The following is a 19,196-nucleotide window of genomic DNA, read 5'->3' as shown; positions in this document are numbered from 1 at the left end:
CAGTGTATTGGGTTATTTTATGCAGGCCGGTCTGGTTGTTAAGACTGTGATGTTAATTCTGCTTGCTGCATCAGTTATATCGTGGACTCTTATTTTACAAAGAGCATGGTATTTCAAGCGTAAAAAAGAAGAATGTGACGCCTTTACCAGACGTTTTTGGGCAAGCAGTGATTTAACTAAACTCTATGCTGATATAGATAGCAATATTGACATCCGACAAGGATTAGCTGCTATTTTTCACGCTGGTTTTAAAGAATATATACGTTCACGTAAATTAGGCAATATATTAATTGAACCCATCCAGCGGGCCATGCAAATCAATCATGCAAAAGAGGCGACTCAACTGGAACAACATCTTCCTTTCTTTGCCTCCGTTGGTTCTATTGCTCCCTACGTTGGCTTATTTGGCACAGTATGGGGAATTATGACCTCATTCCAGGCATTGGGGCATGCACAGCAAGCTACCATTGCTATGGTTGCTCCAGGCATTTCTGAAGCATTGGTTGCAACCGCTTTGGGCCTTTTTACCGCTATTCCTGCAGTAATTGCATTTAACCGCTATTCAACTCGTGCTAATACCCTGCTTGATCGCTATGACTTATTTCAGGAAGAGTTAGTCTCACTTATTGAGCAACAGACTACAGCGCCAATAAGAGGATAATGGTTATGGCAAGAAAAAAACGGACATCTTCCCGTCCAATCGCTGAAATCAATGTAGTACCCTACATTGATGTGATGTTGGTATTACTTGTCATTTTTATGATTACAGCACCCATGTTAACACAAGGTGTTACAGTTGATTTACCAAAGGCAGCCAGTCAAACACTAAAGCCGACTGATAGAGAACCAATTATTGTTTCTGTCAATCAACAAGGCGATTATTTTTTAAATATTAGCAGCACTCCTGAAAACCCCATTGAACCGAAGGCGCTAATGGTGCGCGTGGCTGCTGAACTGGAGTTGGCACGTCAAAATAATCAGCCTGTAAATGTCTTGGTTAAAGGAGATCAAGGGGTTAACTATGGTAAAGTTGTAGCTGCTATGAGTCTGTTGAAACAAGCTGGCGCAGAGCAGGTCGGATTATTAACAGACTCTTCAGATTTACCACAGGAGAGCCTGGGATGATAAATGATGAAAGTTATCGGAAAGCCTTTTTTATTGCGATAGGATTACATTGCTTTTTAGCCTTGTTACTTTTGACTGAATCAATCAGTCAACGTCCAGTATTAATGGCTGCAAAAAATGAGCCTAGTAAAGCGTTACCCATTGAGTCTACGACACAACCAAGAGAAGTGGTTAAAGCTGTCAGTGTCGACAATCAAGAGGTTATGCAGACAGTAAATCGTTTGAAACAGGAGCGTGCGAATCAACTGAAGGCTGAGCAAGCAAGGCAGCAAGCATTGGCACGTCAGGCTGAAATGGCACGCAAAGCGAGGTTACAAGAACAGCAACGTCTTGCCAAGCTTAAGGAAGAGGCTGATAAAATTGCTATTGCTCGTAAAAAACAAATTGAAGAGGAACAAAAGCGATTAAAACAATTGGCCTTACAAAAGGAACAAGAGGCAAAACGTCTTGCAGAGTTAAAAGAAAAGCAACAGCAATTGCAGAAGAAGCAGCAGGAAGAAGCTGAAAAACTTGCGCAGTTGAAAAAGAAACAGGTTGAAGAAAAATTAAAAGCAGAAAAAGAAAAAATAGAAAAGGAAAAAGCAGAAAAAGCGAAAGAATTAGCTCGCCTTGAAAGAGAAAGGGCTGAAAAAGCGAAAGAAGCCTTGGCTCAAGCTGAAAAAGACAAAGCTGCACAAGTCGAGAGAAATCGACAAGCAGCGGCTCAACAAGCCGCTGAGAATGCCAAAAGAGCACATATAGCAGGTGAAGTGGATAAATATAAGGCATTAATTGTCAATGCAATTAGTCGTCATTGGATTTTACCTGAGAATGTTAATCAAGGGTTATCCAGTCAGTTTCGAATTAGATTAGCCCCGGATGGTGCGGTATTAGAAGTCAGTTTAATTCGCAGTAGCGGGGATCCGATTTTAGATCGCTCCGCCCAAACTGCCATTTATAAGGCATCACCACTACCAGTGCCGACTGATCCAGAAACTTTTGATATATTTCGTGACATCAGTCTAACTGTACGTCCAGAGAATGTTAGGGGGTAAAAGTGTTTATTAAACGGTTTATAACACCACTATTTTTGTTGTTATCGACTACAGTCTTTGCTGTCGATTTGGAGCTAACGCAGGGTATTAATTCCGCGCTACCTATAGGTATTGATTCCTTTGGTTCTGATTCGTTTGGGCAGCAACTTTCTGAAATTGTCAATAATGATTTAAAATTTTCAGGCCAATTTAAAGTGATTCCTCCACCGAACCCTAACGACCAGTCTTCCATTACTAGCTGGCGTCAGATCGGGGCTGACAGCGTATTATCAGGTAATATTCGGCGCACGGGTTATAATCGCTATGAGGTGAGCTATGAATTAGCTGATGCCGTAGCCCACGGACGTGTTTTATTATCAAAAAGCTATCAAATTAGCAGCAACGAGTTACGACCACTTGCCCATCATATAAGTGATGAGGTGTATCAAAAATTAACTGGCGAACGTGGAATTTTTTCAACTCGAATTGCTTATATTTTGGTCCAACGTAATGGTGAAAAAGCTAAATATTTCCTGGAGGTAGCTGATGTGGATGGTTACAATCCACAAAGTTTATTGGTTTCTACAGAACCAGTGATGTCACCAGCCTGGTCGCCTGACGGTCGACAAATTGCTTATGTCTCTTTTGAAAAGAAAAAAGCCCAAATATTTACTGTGGATGTAGCAACAGGGCGTCGTCGCTTGGTAACTGATTTTACAGGGATCAATGGAGCACCTGCCTGGTCGCCTGACGGTCGACAGTTAGCTGTTGTGTTATCTAAAAGCGGCGCGGCGAAGATCTATAGCGTTGATTTAGCCACGGGTAATATGAAGCAACTGACCTTTGGTGAAGCAATTGATACTGAACCACGTTATTCACCGGATGGACGCTCATTACTCTTTACCTCAGGAAGAGGTGGTGCACCTCAGGTTTATCGTTTATCTCTGGCAGATGGTAAAGTGAGTCGAGTGACCTATGAAGGAAATTACAATGCACGAGCTTCTTACACGCCGGATCAAAAATACATCGTGATGCTACATCGAGAAGACAAAAGCTTTAACATTGCGGTTCAGGATGAAAGTGGACATGTTTCTCAATTAACGTTTGCACCTATGGATGAGTCTCCGTCTGTATCACCGAACGGGCGATTGATTTTATATGCGACTCGCCATAATGAACAGGGTGTTTTAGGAGTAGTATCAATCGATGGACGCATCAAATTGCGTCTTCCAGCGAGAGAGGGTGATGTACAAGAACCAGCCTGGTCTCCTTATTTAGGATAATGTGTGCATGATTAGACGAATTCTTTTAATGTTAATAGCCACTTTCGCTATAATTGGTGACAGTTATAGCTGGAATTCGCTGGGACACCGCCTGGTGGCTCAGATTGCCTACCATCACCTTAATTCGCATACAAAGCAGGTGCTTAATCATTATAATCATGCACTTGATAAGGTTTACAGACCTCAAAATTTGATCAATGCAGCGGTGTGGCTAGACAGCTTGCGCTATCAAAATGATCTTTGGTTGGGACCAAGACATTATATTAATATTCCTTTCTCCCTGGATGGCACGGAGCTGACTGAGCCTGCTGAAATAAATGCAGTCACAGCTATTATGGCTGCTAAACAGTTGATGCAGGATAGTTCTGTAAATGATTTTGAAAAAGGATTTACATTACGTATCTTGCTTCACGTTATAGGCGATATCCATCAACCTCTCCATGCAGCAAGTCAATTCAGCATAGAGCATCCTAAAGGTGATCAGGGAGGCAATCTTTTTCCTTTAAATAACAATTCCATTGCCACCAATTTACATGCCTATTGGGATAGAGGTGGCGGCTGGTTAAATACTGGCAAATATTACAATGCAGCTCAATTGAGCAAAATGGCTCGGCGCATAGAAAAACATTGGCCTTGTCATGTGCAACAAATGAATCTTGATCCAAAATTCTGGGCACAGGAATCTCATCAATTGGCTGTGCAAAAAGCTTATCAAATTCACCCGGGACAAAAGCCTTCAAAATCCTATCAGCAAATGGTAAAGACAACATCAGAACAACGCGTGGCTATAGCGGGTTGTCGCCTGGCCGCTTTGCTCAACCAAATCACTTAGAATTGCCACGTAAGGGATTGTTTCAAAAGCTTTAATTTGTTACCTCACGTGTTAATAAATTCACCACTCTGTTTTAAACTTAATATTAGCTTAAGCTTATTATTATAAAATGAAGTCCTCATTATTACGTTGTTGAGGAAACTATGGGGCGAGGTGTAAAAGATAAGCAGTATACAACGTTTGAAAAAAGTAATTTGTATGCGCTTTTAAATAAGTTGAAACCCCATATTCTGGCACTTAATAAACAGCTCGCTACAGATTTGCAACGTGATAATACTTCGTTCGAGACTAAATTTACCAAAAAGCAGTTTGAAGCCTTAATTAAACTCATTGACCTTTTTGAGCGTATTGGGCCAGAGTTTACTAAAGGCAAGAAACCCGGAATCTTTGGTCTGTCGCGTCATGCAAGCAGTTTAAAGGAGCTAGAGAGCATTAAAAAGCCTTTATATACTACGCGCTATGCAATTTATAAGCTTATGCTTAGAGATAAATTTCCGGATATTCTCACTAGTTGCTATAATCAGGCTAAAAAAGAGCATCCAAATCAACTGGCCGAGCACGTTAGAGATAAACTTAAAAAAGCAGTTCAAAGCGCGCTTGTTGGTCTTAATAAAATTATACCTGGCGCAGATGCAACCCCTTATCTTGCCGACATTGAAGTGATTATTGATCAATATCCCGTTACAAACAAAGCAATTGATACGGCGAAGTTTATCAAGCATTTCAGAGAAAAATTTATAAAAGATGAATTGACAGTCGAATTGAAAGTGACTCATCCTGCTGCTTACAACCTTCTAACTCAATTTTTTCTATTATGTGAAGAGGTACCAAAGGAATTGGAGGATTTATTATCCTTTTTTGACCCAGCAGCACTTCATATTTCCACGGGAATACCAGGGCTTCCCAAAATTTCTCGAGTTGAAAGCAACAAGAGTAACTTTATGTATGATTCTGGAGAGGGAGCCAGGGATTATGAGCAGTTTTATCGTGAGTATGTTAATCTTTTGCCCTCTATTCTTTCAGCAAAATTAGTTGACTACTTCCAGCATTATCAGGATTCGCTTCATGTAAAAAGTGAACGGGCTAAAATGAAACTGATTAGTGCATTTTTAAAAGAAGAAAACGCGCTATTAATTGAAAAAGTTGACGCTATTTTAAAAGACAATTCCACTCTTAATAAAAATGATGATGCTGTAATTAACTCAGAGGAAGAAATCAGTCTAGAAGGGATTGTTAAACAGCTTGAAATTGAGGAAACAAAAATAAGAACACTTGCTACTGAGATAGCAAAGAGAGCTTATCATTTACCTTTTAAGCAATTACTAGCAGAACATCCGACCCTGATAGAGCAATTCAGGTCCAATCCAGATTTAGATACAAGTTATACTGATCATCCTCTTCCCAACATAGTGCTGATTGAAGGTGACAGCATTTTTCAAGTCCTTCATGTTCAAGATGAACTTAAGCTAAACGTAGAAAAGCAACAACAGCGACTTCGAGATTACCTAGTGGAAATTGCTAACAGGAAAGAAAAATTGATTCTCCAGTTTCATCAACAGAGGAATGCTAAATTTTCGGCACAGGTGGCTTTGTTGACGCAAGATATTCCACCTTTTGAAAACTTGACGGTGTCTGCATCTGATAATGTTGAGCAATTAGAGAGTAAATACTCTCTATTGCAAAAACAATTAGTGGAGTTAGAAAAAAAACAGGCCACGCTTGATAATTTGCAATTTGAATTAAATCAATCGCTTAACGATCATAACTTTCTAAAAGCCAAAATTACGGCTATCTATAGTGACAGTAATGCAAGACTCCATGAAGCCAAGCATTCTATTGTTGAAGCACAAAAATTAATTGAACAGCAATTGCAATCAATCTCTCTTCAGTTAGACAAGGCTACTTTCGCTTCAAGCCACAGTCAGCGTTTGAGTTTATTGAAGGAGAAAGAGAAGTTACTGGAAAGAAGCTCTGCTGATAAACAGCAAATTGAAAAAGAGCTTGCTGCGTTGGTAGAAGAACGGGATAACCCAACAGCTGATTTTGCAACTAAAACACAGCAACTTCATGTAGTTATTGAACATTTTCTAGGGGATATAACAAAACATAAAGAAGTTATTCTTAAGTTAAGGCCATACAGTTTAGAGAAATTCAATCACTTATTTGCTAAACCTCAACTGCAATCGAAACCAGAAGCAGCATTAGATTGGCTAAGAGAAATTAGTAGTGATGAAGAAAAATTAACGCAACAAGAATCTAAGTTCAGCGATAAAATAAAGAGGTTAGAAGCAGAAAGCAAAGCGCTTGTTGCTTTCTACCACACAGTGGAAGCGATTAGAAACGAGAATAATACCTTTGGGATTCATTCAATAATTCCAAAGTTGAAAAAAGATCCTATTAAAGAAATTTTGCAATTAAAAGAACTGCAAGAATTAGTAGAAATTTACAAGCTTAGCGTTGGAAGCGAAGCTTTAATGACACTGTTTAAGGTTGATTCAGAAAAAGAGCTTCAATCAAAATTTGCGCATGATTTAGAATCAGCGCTTAAGGACATGCAAACCAAACAAATCGCTGTTAATGAGGAAATTAAAGCACTGAAAATTATCCAACAAAATAATAAAAATAAAGGTTCTCTTGAAGAAATTATAAAGCCACTTGCGCAGATAGTAGAAAATCATGAGGACTTGGTCTTGAAAAAAGAACAGCTTGCCAAGGACATTGAAATACGAGATTTGAAGTTAAAAGAGCTTAAAGCACTCGAAACTGAGGTTGCTACTCTTCGTAAAATGAATGAGTTATTTGAAAACAATCAACGGGTAAGTCAAACAATTGCCGAAAAAATTCAAGCTATCAATATAGACCCATCACCGAACAGTAAATGCCAGGAGCAATTTTTAGAGTTAGTAACGGCATTAGAGGAATTAATTAACCTTCAAAAATCAATTGGTTCTTCATTTGAGCAAGTAGATTTGCTTCTAACTACAGTAACTCAAATAACTGATCAAAAGAATAATGAGAATGATGCTGCTAGACATACAAAAGTATTGGAAGACCTTGTTATTGCCAGACAAAGCCACTGCTTGACAAAAATAAAAGCGCTTTTAACCGCCTATGGGGAGGAATTGAAGCGTGAGAAAGAAAAGTTTCCAATGGCATTTGAAATCGATAATTATAAGGCGCTCGAAAAGTCAGTTAGTAGCATTAAGGCTTATTTCAATACCATTAAACTCGATGTAAAAAAATTACAAGCCATTCTTAAATTACATCCAGCTAGGGAATCTGTTTTACCTACCATGGCTCAAATGGAGCTTATAGAGCAAGAAGAGGAGAGATTTACTGCGGGATTAAAAAATGTTGAAAGTGCTTTGGAAAATATTAAAGCAGAAGTTGCAAGAAGGAAGATAGAAGCGCTCTTTAAAAGTGAGTCAGAAAATTATATTAAAGATCGTGCTGAAAAGTATATGCTTAAAGACTCGTTAAGTAGTAAAGATGCATTCCTTAGGAAGAAATTTCTTGATGAGCTGACATACAATCAGTTGAGGCGTTATGTTACAACAGGAGATAGTACATCGCTTTTAAATTATATTGCTAAGGAGCGAGTAAAATTTTCCGGCCTTACCATGCAGTCCCTAATAAATCGATTAATTATTAAAATAAAGGAGCTAGATGGACCTGCGTACGATTATCATGCAACGACTCATAAAGAGGCATTGGAAAAATTAAAAACTGCTTCAACGGATTTTCAGCAGGTTATTAATAATCTCTACCACAAAATAGGCCTGCTTAAGACACATGGTGATAAAATTGGTGGTGAAGAAGGAAATATTGCCGAGAACTTAGCGGGTGAGTTATGCAAAAAAGTTGATATTTTTGTTCTGCAGCAAGCAGACAAGACAGATAAAAAGTTGATCAAAGAAGAATTTCAAAACTTTAATACTGACTTTATGACCTGCTTACACAGCCATGATGAGGTAATGTCAAAATCACGTTCATTCTGGAAGCCTTTCTTACTTAATATCACTGCCGCACTATTTACAGTGGGTATTGCTTTAGGAGTGAAATTAATCAGCTCAAAATTACGAACAGGTCATGCTTCATTTTTTGGTGAAACCAAACGATTCCAGTATGTTCAAGACCTGGATAAAGCTGTTTCAGAAGTTTCAGCCGCTGTATCTGCCTAATTGTTGTAGCCTCCATTAAGGCTACTATGGCTGCTTTGTAGTTGGGTCGTTTTCGCGGCCCAACACATTAGGATATTTCAAGGCTTCTGCAAAGCTTCTATCACTGCCCCCAGAAATCGTGTCGCTTCACCGCCAGTAACAGCTCGATGATCAAAGCTTAAAGATAAAGGCAATAGACGATGCTTTTCGATTTTATCTTGATTAACAATAACACCCTCATACAGACGACCTACTGCCAAAATAGCTACCATGGGTGGCACAATAATAGGACTTGCAAATCGACCGGCAAATTTACCAAAATTTGATAAAGTTATCGTAGCGCCTTTTAAATTATCTGCTGCGACAGTGCGATTTTGGACGTCCTTTTTGTAATCATTGATTAATTGTCGTATTTCTGTATCACTGAGTTTGGCGGCATGGTGAATTACAGGAACAAATAGACCATCACTGCTATCCATCGCCAAGCCAAGGTTTACTTCAGTAAAACATTTGCGAGCACTATGTTCTGTACTAAACCAGGCGTTTAGAGCAGGTTCTTTTTTACAAGCATCCACAATTGCTCTTACAAGACGAACGGTAATATCCGTTTGTGGTTGCCAGCATTCAATATCTGCTTCATCAAAAATGCTTACAGGTACAATTTCCTGATGAGATTGAACCATGCTATTGAGCATTGCACGACGAACTCCTCGCAAGGCTTCAAAACCTTCAGGAAGTCGTGCTTTTTCATTCGCTGCATTCTGCACATCATCGCGGGTAATGACACCATGTTCACCAGTACCCTTGAGTGACTTTAAATCTACGCCCAATTTTTTTGCCAGTAGACGCACAGCAGGTGTTGTCTTGGCACGTGGTGAACCGGATTGGCTTGAACCAATGATAAAATTATCTTCACTGATGTCAGTGCTTTCTTCCAGATTACCAACAACTGTTCCTTTATCGGAGCGTGCAGCTTCGGCTGCTTCAAAACCCACTAAGGGTTCGCCTGTTTTTATTACATCTCCTGGCTTACCAAATAATTTTATAATTTTTCCTGCTTGAGGACAGGGCACATCAACTACTGCCTTCGCTGTTTCCATTGAGACCAAAGGTTGATCCACTTCGACTGTATCACCTTCTTTAACAAACCATTCATGAATTTCAGCATCAGGCAAACCTTCGCCTAAATCAGGTAAATTAAATATATTCATTATCACTCCATTATGCTCATGACACTGTTTTTAATTCGCGACACACTGGGTATGTAATGTTTTTCGAGTTGAAAATAGGGCATTACCGTATCATAACCAGTCACCCTTTGTACGGGGGCTAATAAATCAGACAATAAATTCTCCATGAGCTGTGCAGTAATTTCAGCACCAACACCACAGGTTCTGGCACCCTCATGGACAATAACACAACGCCCGGTTTTTTCAACTGAAGCAATAATGGTTTCAATATCCAGAGGCTTAATTGTTGCGACATCAATCACTTCACAGGAAATACCTTCTTCTGCTAATTGCTTTGTTGCCTGCATGGTTTCATGCATGCTTGCACCCCAACTTACCAAAGTAACGTCCTCTCCCTCTTGCAGTGTAAAGCATTTACCCAAAGGCAACGCATTGCCATTATCTTCGACAGGTTGTTTTACTAGTCGATAAATGCGTTTCGGTTCTAAGAAGATAACCGGATCAGGGTTACGAATTGCTGCCAGCAGTAATCCATACGCTCTCTTGGGCGAGGAGGGTATCACCACCTGCAGACCAGGAATATGAGCGAATAAAGCCTCAGTACTTTCAGAATGATGTTCAGGTGCACGAATGCCTCCACCAAAGGGAGCTCGAAACACTATCGGGCAATGTAATCTGCCACGTGTTCGATTGCGCATGCGCGCGGCATGGGAAATAATTTGATTCATTGCTGGGTAGATGAACCCCATAAACTGAAATTCGGCAACAGGTTTTAAGCCCTGAAGCGACATACCAACGGCAAGGCCGGCAATCATTGATTCAGCAAGAGGTGAGTCAAAAACCCGGTGTTCACCGAACCGTTCTTGTAAACCCACAGTGGCACGAAATACACCACCATTTTTACCAACATCCTCACCAAAAACAATGACATTATCATCTTTGGCTAATTCATAAGCTAAGGCCTGGGTTACTGCTTCAACAAGGGTAATATCAGGCATGGGCAGCTTCCTCCAGGGCTATTGCACGCTGTTCGACAAGATAGTCGGGCAATTCGGCATAATGATAATCAAACATACTGCTAATTGGTTGCGGTGGACGAGTTAAGTATTCATTAACCGCTTCTTCAATCAGTTTGCTACTTTGCTCAAGCAATATTTCCTCTTGTTTTGCGTCCCAAATATTCTGTTGTTCTAGGTAATGCTTGAATCGACTGATAGGTTCTTTTAGTTTGGCGTCTTCTACTTCTTCACAGGGTTGGTATCGAGTAGCATCATCAGCAGTTGTATGATCACAAAGACGATAAGTTAAAGCCTCAATTAGCGTTGGACCTTCACCTCGACGTGCTTTCTCAATTGCCTCGCTTATTATTTCCCGACATGCCAGTACATCATTGCCATCAATTTGAACGCCTGCAAATCCTGCAGCTATAGCCTTTTGAGCAATGGTTTCACAAGCAGTTTGCTTTGAGAGTGGTACAGAAATAGCCCATTTATTATTATTAACCACAAAAACAACAGGTAATTTCCAGGTACCAGCCACATTCATTGCTTCATAAAAATCACCTTCAGAAGTACCGCCCTCACCGATACAGACCACTGCGACACGGGGTTGTTTGCGATATTTAAAGGCAAATGCAACACCCGCTGCGTGTAAACATTGAGACGCAATAGGGACACATATGGGAAGATCTTCTGAACCACAAGCAAATTCGCTACCGCGTTCATCACCACCCCAGTAAGCTAAGATTTCAGACATTTTTACGCCACGCTGGAATTGGGCTGCATAGTCACGATAATAGGGAACTAGCACATCTTCTTGATGCATCGCATGACCAATAGCGGTTGAAATTGCTTCTTGACCATTAATGGGAGCATAGGTCCCCATTTTTCCTGTACGCTGGAGAGCAATTGCTTTTTTATCAAACGCTCTTGTGCGAACCATTATACTGTAAAGTTCCTTCAAAATATCTTTATCGGCAGTAAAGGACGGTAAATTGTCTGAAGGTTTACCTTGTTCATTGATGAACTGGACAAAAGGTATTTCAAAACGGGCGACTGTTGTCACGGCTGTCTCCTTGTTAACAACGCCGCCATAGGATACTCAGAATTCCACTTAAAAACTAGAGGTTATTACTATTTGCTCCTTCTATTCACTCTATTCAGTAGGAGGCGACTTTATCCTTTGCTATCGGTGTTATACACTGTGGTGACGCATTTGCGGCAGTGAGGCCACAACTGCGTCACGCTAATCAATAGTCGCAGGCGAATTTAAAGGATTCCACAAGCTCTGATTCGCTACTGTTGGTTGAGTTGCTTGGGGAAAGGACGGCTTTTAATTCCATTTCAATAAGCTGCATGAGAATCTCAGTGAGTTTTCCTGGTAACTCTTTTTTCTTCACCTTGAGGTCAATTAATTTCTCTTCGAGCGTTTTTCTTAACATTTCCTCCAGGGGCTTCGATAGATAAATATCTTTGTGAGCAGTAGATGGTATGCCAATATGTCCTCTGGCCATAGAGTTGCCTGTATACGTGTCTACAAGTGCTCGAATAACGAGAGCCATGGTATCGTCAGCTAATGAAATATGGAGGGCATCTTTTTCTTTCGGCAGTTTTTCCTTTAAAAATTTATAAATAATATTGAAGCAAGAATAGACATTACCTATACAGGCTGATCTTCTTTCCATTTTTTCGTATAACTCACGCATTAGTAAATCAAAACGGTATTCAGTTTTTCCAGCTTCAATACTTAACTTTCTTAAGCAATCAAGTTTTTCTGAAAATAATTCTTTAGTACTCGTATTAAGTTTCATTCTCAATAATTCTAATCTCTTGGCAGTTTCTTCATCTTGGATCAGAGAAGTGGCGGTCATATTTGGTGAAATAAAAAATAGTAATCCCCTTAGCATCACATTGACACGGGCAATATATTCTTGGTGAACGGCGAATTCATACTCGTTGATATCAAGAAATTTTTCCTTACGTTCTATTGATGACAACCGCTCTGTTGGTGTAGGACCGTAATTTAAGCGCTGATTTGTCATTATTTGATTTACCATGGCCCGCAGATAAGCGCTCAACATTGTTGGTAATACTTCATCAATTTCATCATAGAGTGGCGCTAAAACATCATTAAAAAGGTAGCAAATAATTTCCATTTGCTGTTGCTTTATTGGATAAAGCTTCTCATTTTTTTTATATTGCAAATTTATGGGTAAATCATACATAGAGTAAACCAAATCTACACTGCGAGTAAGGGCATCTGATTTGTTTTTATCAGTAAAATAAGACAAACAACTCAGTGTATTACCCCATTCAGTAGGCCAGTTTTTCTGATTAAGAAAATTCTCAATCCGTATACCTTTGCAATGGTCCGTAGAGCTAGCGGATACAGTCGTTGACGCTTTCTTTTCAGAATGACTAAAAAAAGTTGAGGAAGGCTTGGAAATAGTTCTTTTCAAAGGTGGGGTTTTCTCTTCGTAAAGAGGCATCATGGGATGTGTTTTAATAAAAGTGGCCATATCATTAATAACAGCAACGTCGTCCTCAATTGTAATTCCATGAAATTTTCCCAGGCATTCAAGTAAAAGAGCTTTGTCGTAGTTTGTAGTTGTCCCTGCTAAATTTAGTGTACACTCAGCTCGATTAGTTTCTTGATCATAAATCCAAATAAAAGGGTGTTGAATATAGATAATCGAAGGGAAACAAATTTTCATACTTTTATCCTAATTTGAGAAAAATAATGCCAAATGTATAATTATATTCCACTTATGTAAAGATTTTTTCTAAAAAATTGTACAAAAAGGTCCCCTGGTGATGAGTTTTACAACATTTAATCTGCAATATTCTGAGGATTTACTTAAAAACTATCAAAATTTAATAGCATTACCCGGCTTTGTATTACTTGAAAGTAGCGATAAATGCCAGGGTCGCTATGATATTTTGAGTGCTTATCCTTACCGTCAATTCAAATTAAAACAGGATTCTTGTACAAGTTTAATCTTTAAACAGATGCAGGAAGCGGTGCCTTTTCGAGAGTCTGTTGTTGATTTGCCATTTCAGGGAGGAGCAATTGGATACTGGTCTTATGATTTAGGAGCACGTTCTTTTGAAATTTATTCGCAGCCTCAACCTAATCTGAAAGAAATGCCATTGGCTAATGTTGGCCTGTATGATTGGGCAATTATTGCAGATCATGCACGAAAAAAAGTTAGCTTATTTTCGGCCAACACTCAGCCAGAAACTCCTGCGATGATCAAAGAAATTTTATCACTTTGGGAATTAAATGAAGTTAAACATAAAATGTTTAGCTTAAAGGAAGAGTTTAAACCGCTAATTACTCAGTCAGCTTATTATGATGCCTTTAAAGCAATCTATAAAAGTTTACAGGAAGGGCGCTGTTATCAAGTCAATTATACCCAGCCTTTTAATGCTTCCTATGAGGGAGATGCCTGGGAAATGTACAAGAGGGTCAGATTGAAAAATCCTGTGCCTTATTCGGCGTTTCTAAGGACTGAAGAGGGAGATATTTTAAGTTTTTCACCTGAACGTTTTTTATTGCAGGATAATGATTTATTATTAGCTTCCCCTATTAAGGGATCTGAGAAACGATCAAGTGATCTTATTGTAGATGAGTTGTTACGTAAAAAATTAGCAGAAAGTAGTAAAAATCGCGCTGAAAACGTTATGATAGTGGATCTATTACGCAATGACTTAGGCAAAATTGCGCATTCTGGATCTGTTTCAGTTCCATCCTTGTGTGAAATTCAAAGTTATCCTGCAATTCATCATTTAGTAAGTCATATTGAAGCAAAGCGTAAAGCGGAAGTATCACCTTTACAAGCGTTTGAAGCCTGTTTTCCCGGAGGATCTATCACAGGTGCGCCCAAGCTTGAATCTATGCGTGTTATTGCAGAAAATGAACTGTATGCTCGGGGAGTTTATTGTGGAAGTATTGCCTATTTTTCATACCATGGTCGCTTTGATAGCAATATTGCTATCCGTACAGTTATTGCTCGAAACAATATTTTGCATTTGGCAGCCGGCGGTGGAATAGTTATTGACTCTGACTGGGAAGATGAATACTGTGAATGTTTAACCAAGATAGCAGCAATTCTACATGGACTTCAAAGCACCTGATCACACTGCTTTACATCGAGTAGCTTCCGTATTGGTGCTTCACAATTTATCCAATGATTCGTTAATTCTCACTCGACGAAGCTTAACGTTAAAAAATCATCCCGGTGAAGTCTGTTTTCCTGGCGGACGTTGGCAAGAAGGTGACAAAGATTTGCTTGCGACAGCGCTTCGTGAACTACAGGAAGAATTAGCCATTGCTTCCTCACGGATAAAATCACCCCGGTTGATGAGTCCAGAACTTACCCTAAGTGGTTTTCTTATTTATCCCTGGTTCGCTACTATTGAAGCATTAGAACCTTATTCCGCTAATTCTGAAGAGGTTCTTGATGTTTTTAATGTACCATTACAGGATGTGAGAAAGTTAGAACACTATCAGGAGATTACGGTAAATAGGGGTGGAATTGAATTTAAAAGTTGCTTATATACGGCCTGTTCCCATGTGGTATGGGGAGCTACTGCTCGAATTATGAAGCAGCTTTGTGATACAAAGAATAAAGTAATTTAAAAGAGTAAATGAAAAGTTGGGCCAAGGCCCAACTTTCAGATTAGGACAATGAATTTAAGCCGCTGTAGCTTCTTCTGTTTTAAGAGCGCGTCTTAGTATCTTTCCTACATTTGTTTTTGGCAATTCGTCATAAAATTCGACAATTTTGGGAATTTTGTAGCCCGTTAGATGTTCTCGGCAGTGAGCAATGATTTCCTCTGCGGTTACATTCGGATCACGCTTAACAATACAGGCTTTAACACGTTCCCCGGATTCTTCATCAAAAACACCAACAACACCTACTTCAAGGATACCTGGGTGCATACTAATAACTTGTTCAACCTCATTAGGATAAACATTAAATCCAGACACATCAATCATGTCTTTTTTACGATCAACAAGATAGACATAACCTTTTTCATCCATTCGCGCTATATCGCCTGTCTTTAAAAACCCATCAGAGGTGAAAACCAAAGCTGTTTCGTCAGGTCGCTGCCAATAACCTGCCATCACCTGTGGGCCTTTGACACATAATTCACCAGCTTCACCTAATGGAACATCGTTACCTGCATTATCGCGAATGGCGATATCTGTAGAAGGTAGGGGTAGCCCAATGCTGCCATTATAATCTTCAAGATACATAGGATTGATGGTTACAGCTGGACTTGTTTCGGTTAAACCATAGGCCTCAAGAACTCTTGTTTTGGTTTTCTCCTTCCATTTCAAAGCGACACTTTTCTGTAAAGCCATACCTCCAGAAAGGGCGAGTTTTAATTTAGAAAAATCAATTTCCTGCAGTTTTGGATGATTTAGCAATGCATTAAATAATGTGTTTACACCAGTGATAGCGGTAAAACCACTGTTTTTAATTTCCGAAATAAAATGGGCTATATCACGTGGGTTAGTAATTAATATATTTTTAGCTCCTGCTCTTATAAAAGTTAAACAATTGGCTGTCAGTGAAAAAATATGATAAAGGGGAAGGGCTGTTACAATGGTATCTTGACCGTCTTTTAAGAGAGGAGCTATCCAGGAGGATGCCTGCAATACATTAGCAATCATATTTCCATGCGTTAAAATCGCGCCTTTGGATATCCCTGTTGTTCCACCGGTATATTGCAGAAAAGCGATAGATTGATGATCAACATGTACAGGTTCCAAATGACCTACTTCACCTTGCTTTAATGCTTCATTAAAGCTAATAGCATGAGGAATATGATAAGCAGGAACCATCTTTTTAATATATTTAACAACGGCATTGACTAGCATTTTTTTTACTGTGGGAAATATATCACCAATTTGCGTGATAACTATATGTTTAATTTTTGTATGGGGCAGTGCTTTTTCGACTGTTTTAGCAAAATTGGCCAATACAATAATTGCTTCTGCGCCCGAGTCGTCCATCTGGTGAGCCACTTCATCACTGGTATACAGAGGGTTCGTATTAACGACAATATAGCCGGCTCTTAAAATTCCAAAAAGAGCAATGGGATATTGCAGTAGATTAGGCATCATAATCGCAACGCGAGCCCCTTTTTTTAAACCTAATTGTTGTAGATAAGTAGCAAACTGAGCACTCTTTTTATCAAGCTCTGCATAGGTTAATGAGCTACCAAGATTGACATAGGCAACCCGGGATGCATACTTACGGCAAGACTCTTCAAATAAAGCAACAATAGATGGGTATTCGTTAATATCAACATCATAAGGAACGCCCTTTTGGTAATGTTCAAACCAAACTTTATCCACGTTTATATCCTTCTGTTATTAATCCCCTCATGGTAGTATAAACAAAAATCAGGGTGATGGATATCGAGATTATGGCGGATAATTTATTGAAATCACAGGCTTTTAAACTTAAAGGCCGTTTATATACCTTTACCGTATTGCAATTATTGAGCCGTGATCGGTCTCTTTTTGAGCAGCAATTGGTTGAGATTGTTGCAAAAGCGCCACGTCTTTTTGATAGAACCCCTGTGGTATTGGATTGCAGCGCACTTGAAGAGGGGGAAATTGATTTGCAATCATTTTGTCAATGCATGCGTGAGAATCATCTCCTGCCTGTTGCTGTTCAGGGTGCTGATCCTTTTTTAGCAACGTTGGCTCAATGTCAAGGATTAGCGGTATTAAATGCTTCTTCAACACATGATAAACCATTATTTGAAGACCAAGAGACAATCGTTGAACCCATTAAAACCAAATTACTTACAACGCCAGTCCGTTCTGGACAGCAAGTGGTGAGTAAAGGTGGTGATTTAGTGATTACTGCAGCGGTCAGTCATGGTGCTGAGTTACTTGCTGATGGTAATATTCATGTCTATGGTGCCTTACGAGGCAGGGCATTGGCAGGAATCTCTGGCGATAAACAAGCGCGAATTTTTTGCCAGTCTCTCGAAGCGGAGTTGGTTTCAATCGCCGGCTTTTATCGGTTAAGTGATGCTATCGAGCCGCACGCTGGACCTTGTCAAATCTATTTACAAGACGATCATATTCAGATAGAACCTTTATGTTAGATGCTGTTTTTATTTCTGATTTACATTTGCATCCCAATGAAGCACAAATAAATGCTCGATTTAATGCATTTATTGATTGGGCGGCTGCTAATACCAGAGTTCTTTATATTTTGGGTGATTTTTTCCATGCCTGGGCAGGTGACGATGGACTTGAGCCATGGAGTCGGGCAATTGCGCAACGATTATATTGGCTTTCTCAACAAAAGGTAAAGATTTATTATCTCCATGGAAACCGTGATTTTTTAGTAGGTACGCGATTTGCAAAAATGGCTGGAATGGAGATTCTTGCGGAGCCAGCTATTATTTCATTGCATACAAAAGTAATGTTGGTCCATGGGGACAGGTATTGTACGAATGATCGCACGCATCAATGGTTTAGAAGACTAACAAGAAATCGTTGGTTTATTCAGCTGTTCTTACATTTACCCCTGTCACTACGTCAGCGACTGGTCAATAAGGTAAGGCAACACAGTCAAAATAATAAGAGCAAAAGTATATCAGACATGAATGTGGTAGAAACAACGATGCTTAATCATATGCAAACGCAGAATATAAATATTTTGATTCATGGCCACACGCATAAGCCTGGCTTAAGAAATTATGAGTATAATAAAAATAAATACAGCCAATATGTTTTAAGTGATTGGGACAATAATCCTCAATTACTTTGTTATAATAAGACAAATGGTTTCAATTTTGTGCGATTTTCAGGGGAGACAGTCTAATGCCGAGTCCAAAAACTAAGCAAGAGCCTATAGATAAATTTAGTGAGGCTATGTTTCAGCGTAGGCAACAATCTGATGAACAAAAATATATAGAAGCTACAAAGGAAATGAAAGCAAGAAATGATGCCATGAAACATGAGCGTCAAACTTCTGCAGAAGTGAATGAGGCGCGCAGAAAAGTAGAAGAAGACATTAAAAAAATGATTGATGGCCGTTCAGAAGCATTTGTGGAGTGGGCTACTGGTATGAATAGCATTGTCTCTTACCTACGGACTTTTAACGAGTATCTTTATTTATCCATGGGTAATGATGCCATGCCTAATATTTCTTGGGATAAATCCAATAGCGATAGTTTAAACATAAGTAGAGATGGCAAAGCGCAACCGGATATAAGTTATAGTGTGACCATGGATGACACTGGACATATTAAAACAGGAGTTACGGCCGATAAGAACATAATTACTCCTGAAGAAAAGAAATATTTTGATGCAGCACTGTCAGCCTGGGCCCACGACAATGATTACACCCTGCAAGTCGATCGTGCTAACCCAGATGCAGGTTTTACTTTAAAAAATAACACAACGGGCCAATTAGTGACTGACAAAGCTGTTTTTGACAATCTGAAAAAAGATCCTACCAATGGTCTGCATCGTTATTTAACGGATAGATTTGCTATGACTTTGGAGGAGAAAAGTACTCCAATAGTAGCTGGTCCCTGAGCGTTCTCACCAGAAAA

The 19,196-nt window shown here is 39.4% G+C and carries 16 protein-coding genes; 11 read left to right on the top strand and 5 right to left on the bottom strand.

Going from position 1 to position 19,196, the window contains the following annotated elements; translation table 11 throughout:
- Positions 1-19: 19 nt before the first annotated feature.
- From tolQ to clem_RS06940, 6 genes are all read left to right on the top strand, one after another.
- Positions 20-661, top strand: a complete 642-nt coding sequence (gene tolQ / locus clem_RS06965; protein WP_408606892.1) for a protein TolQ — start codon at positions 20-22, stop codon at positions 659-661.
- Between the two features lie 5 nt (positions 662-666).
- Positions 667-1,125, top strand: coding sequence for a protein TolR (tolR, locus tag clem_RS06960; protein ID WP_408606885.1), 459 nt, complete (start codon positions 667-669; stop codon positions 1,123-1,125).
- The gene (gene tolA / locus clem_RS06955; protein ID WP_094090970.1) at positions 1,122-2,159 is read left to right on the top strand and encodes a cell envelope integrity protein TolA; all 1,038 of its coding nucleotides are present in this window, start codon (positions 1,122-1,124) and stop codon (positions 2,157-2,159) included. The genes tolR and tolA overlap by 4 nt, the downstream gene beginning before the upstream one ends.
- A gap of 8 nt (positions 2,160-2,167) precedes the next feature.
- Positions 2,168-3,421 (top strand): Tol-Pal system beta propeller repeat protein TolB, encoded by a 1,254-nt coding sequence (gene tolB, locus clem_RS06950; RefSeq protein ID WP_232505610.1) that lies wholly within the window; start codon positions 2,168-2,170, stop codon positions 3,419-3,421.
- A gap of 7 nt (positions 3,422-3,428) precedes the next feature.
- Complete coding sequence (locus clem_RS06945) at positions 3,429-4,253, top strand: S1/P1 nuclease (RefSeq protein WP_094090969.1); 825 nt, start codon at positions 3,429-3,431, stop codon at positions 4,251-4,253.
- A 143-nt stretch (positions 4,254-4,396) separates the two neighbouring features.
- Entirely contained in the window at positions 4,397-8,434 is a 4,038-nt protein-coding gene (locus tag clem_RS06940; RefSeq protein ID WP_094090968.1) for a hypothetical protein, read from the top strand.
- Positions 8,435-8,511: 77 nt separating this feature from the next.
- Here clem_RS06940 and clem_RS06935 read toward each other — a convergent pair whose 3' ends face one another.
- The 4 genes from clem_RS06935 to clem_RS06920 all read right to left on the bottom strand — a co-directional run bounded on the left by clem_RS06935 (position 8,512) and on the right by clem_RS06920 (position 13,315).
- Positions 8,512-9,624 carry a dihydrolipoamide acetyltransferase family protein gene (locus clem_RS06935; RefSeq protein ID WP_094090967.1) on the bottom strand — a complete coding sequence of 371 codons (1,113 nt, stop codon included), beginning with the start codon at positions 9,622-9,624 and terminating at the stop codon, positions 8,512-8,514.
- A 2-nt stretch (positions 9,625-9,626) separates the two neighbouring features.
- A complete protein-coding gene (locus clem_RS06930) occupies positions 9,627-10,601 on the bottom strand; it encodes an alpha-ketoacid dehydrogenase subunit beta (protein WP_094090966.1) in 975 nt (324 codons plus the stop codon).
- Positions 10,594-11,667: a pyruvate dehydrogenase (acetyl-transferring) E1 component subunit alpha gene (gene pdhA, locus clem_RS06925; RefSeq protein WP_094090965.1), complete on the bottom strand. Its 1,074-nt coding sequence runs from the start codon at positions 11,665-11,667 to the stop codon at positions 10,594-10,596. The genes clem_RS06930 and pdhA overlap by 8 nt, the downstream gene beginning before the upstream one ends.
- A 184-nt stretch (positions 11,668-11,851) precedes the next feature.
- Positions 11,852-13,315: a hypothetical protein gene (locus clem_RS06920; RefSeq protein ID WP_094090964.1), complete on the bottom strand. Its 1,464-nt coding sequence runs from the start codon at positions 13,313-13,315 to the stop codon at positions 11,852-11,854.
- A gap of 97 nt (positions 13,316-13,412) precedes the next feature.
- Between clem_RS06920 and pabB the strand changes: the two genes are divergently transcribed.
- Complete coding sequence (pabB, locus tag clem_RS06915) at positions 13,413-14,738, top strand: aminodeoxychorismate synthase component I (protein ID WP_408606884.1); 1,326 nt, start codon at positions 13,413-13,415, stop codon at positions 14,736-14,738.
- Positions 14,719-15,243, top strand: coding sequence for an NUDIX hydrolase (locus tag clem_RS06910; RefSeq protein WP_094090962.1), 525 nt, complete (start codon positions 14,719-14,721; stop codon positions 15,241-15,243). Before pabB ends, clem_RS06910 begins: the two co-directional genes overlap by 20 nt.
- A gap of 54 nt (positions 15,244-15,297) precedes the next feature.
- Here clem_RS06910 and clem_RS06905 read toward each other — a convergent pair whose 3' ends face one another.
- Positions 15,298-16,971 (bottom strand): AMP-binding protein, encoded by a 1,674-nt coding sequence (locus clem_RS06905; protein ID WP_094090961.1) that lies wholly within the window; start codon positions 16,969-16,971, stop codon positions 15,298-15,300.
- 71 nt (positions 16,972-17,042) lie between these two features.
- Here clem_RS06905 and minC point away from each other — a divergent pair, with 71 nt between their 5' ends.
- The 3 genes from minC to clem_RS06890 are packed head-to-tail and all read left to right on the top strand — an operon-like array spanning position 17,043 to position 19,179.
- Positions 17,043-17,735, top strand: coding sequence for a septum site-determining protein MinC (gene minC / locus clem_RS06900; protein ID WP_094090960.1), 693 nt, complete (start codon positions 17,043-17,045; stop codon positions 17,733-17,735).
- Complete coding sequence (locus tag clem_RS06895) at positions 17,729-18,460, top strand: UDP-2,3-diacylglucosamine diphosphatase (RefSeq protein WP_094090959.1); 732 nt, start codon at positions 17,729-17,731, stop codon at positions 18,458-18,460. The genes minC and clem_RS06895 overlap by 7 nt, the downstream gene beginning before the upstream one ends.
- Entirely contained in the window at positions 18,460-19,179 is a 720-nt protein-coding gene (locus tag clem_RS06890) for a hypothetical protein (RefSeq protein ID WP_094090958.1), read from the top strand. The genes clem_RS06895 and clem_RS06890 overlap by 1 nt, the downstream gene beginning before the upstream one ends.
- Positions 19,180-19,196: the final 17 nt, after the last annotated feature.

It is taken from the genome of Legionella clemsonensis (genome assembly GCF_002240035.1).
Taxonomy (GTDB): Bacteria; Pseudomonadota; Gammaproteobacteria; order Legionellales; family Legionellaceae; genus Tatlockia; species Tatlockia clemsonensis.
Note: the sequence above shows the minus strand (reverse complement) of the source record. Positions and strands in the feature narration are given on the sequence as shown.

Bases quoted from the DNA above. Each gene is read 5' to 3' on its own strand.
- tolQ (WP_408606892.1), top strand. From the start codon at position 20: ATGCAGGCCGGTCTGGTTGTTAAGACTGTGATGTTAATTCTGCTTGCT.
- tolR (WP_408606885.1), top strand. From the start codon at position 667: ATGGCAAGAAAAAAACGGACATCTTCCCGTCCAATCGCTGAAATCAAT.
- tolA (WP_094090970.1), top strand. From the start codon at position 1,122: ATGATAAATGATGAAAGTTATCGGAAAGCCTTTTTTATTGCGATAGGA.
- clem_RS06945 (WP_094090969.1), top strand. From the start codon at position 3,429: ATGATTAGACGAATTCTTTTAATGTTAATAGCCACTTTCGCTATAATT.
- clem_RS06940 (WP_094090968.1), top strand. From the start codon at position 4,397: ATGGGGCGAGGTGTAAAAGATAAGCAGTATACAACGTTTGAAAAAAGT.
- clem_RS06935 (WP_094090967.1), bottom strand. From the start codon at position 9,624: ATGAATATATTTAATTTACCTGATTTAGGCGAAGGTTTGCCTGATGCT.
- clem_RS06930 (WP_094090966.1), bottom strand. From the start codon at position 10,601: ATGCCTGATATTACCCTTGTTGAAGCAGTAACCCAGGCCTTAGCTTAT.
- clem_RS06920 (WP_094090964.1), bottom strand. From the start codon at position 13,315: ATGAAAATTTGTTTCCCTTCGATTATCTATATTCAACACCCTTTTATT.
- clem_RS06910 (WP_094090962.1), top strand. From the start codon at position 14,719: ATGGACTTCAAAGCACCTGATCACACTGCTTTACATCGAGTAGCTTCC.
- minC (WP_094090960.1), top strand. From the start codon at position 17,043: ATGGCGGATAATTTATTGAAATCACAGGCTTTTAAACTTAAAGGCCGT.
- clem_RS06895 (WP_094090959.1), top strand. From the start codon at position 17,729: ATGTTAGATGCTGTTTTTATTTCTGATTTACATTTGCATCCCAATGAA.
- clem_RS06890 (WP_094090958.1), top strand. From the start codon at position 18,460: ATGCCGAGTCCAAAAACTAAGCAAGAGCCTATAGATAAATTTAGTGAG.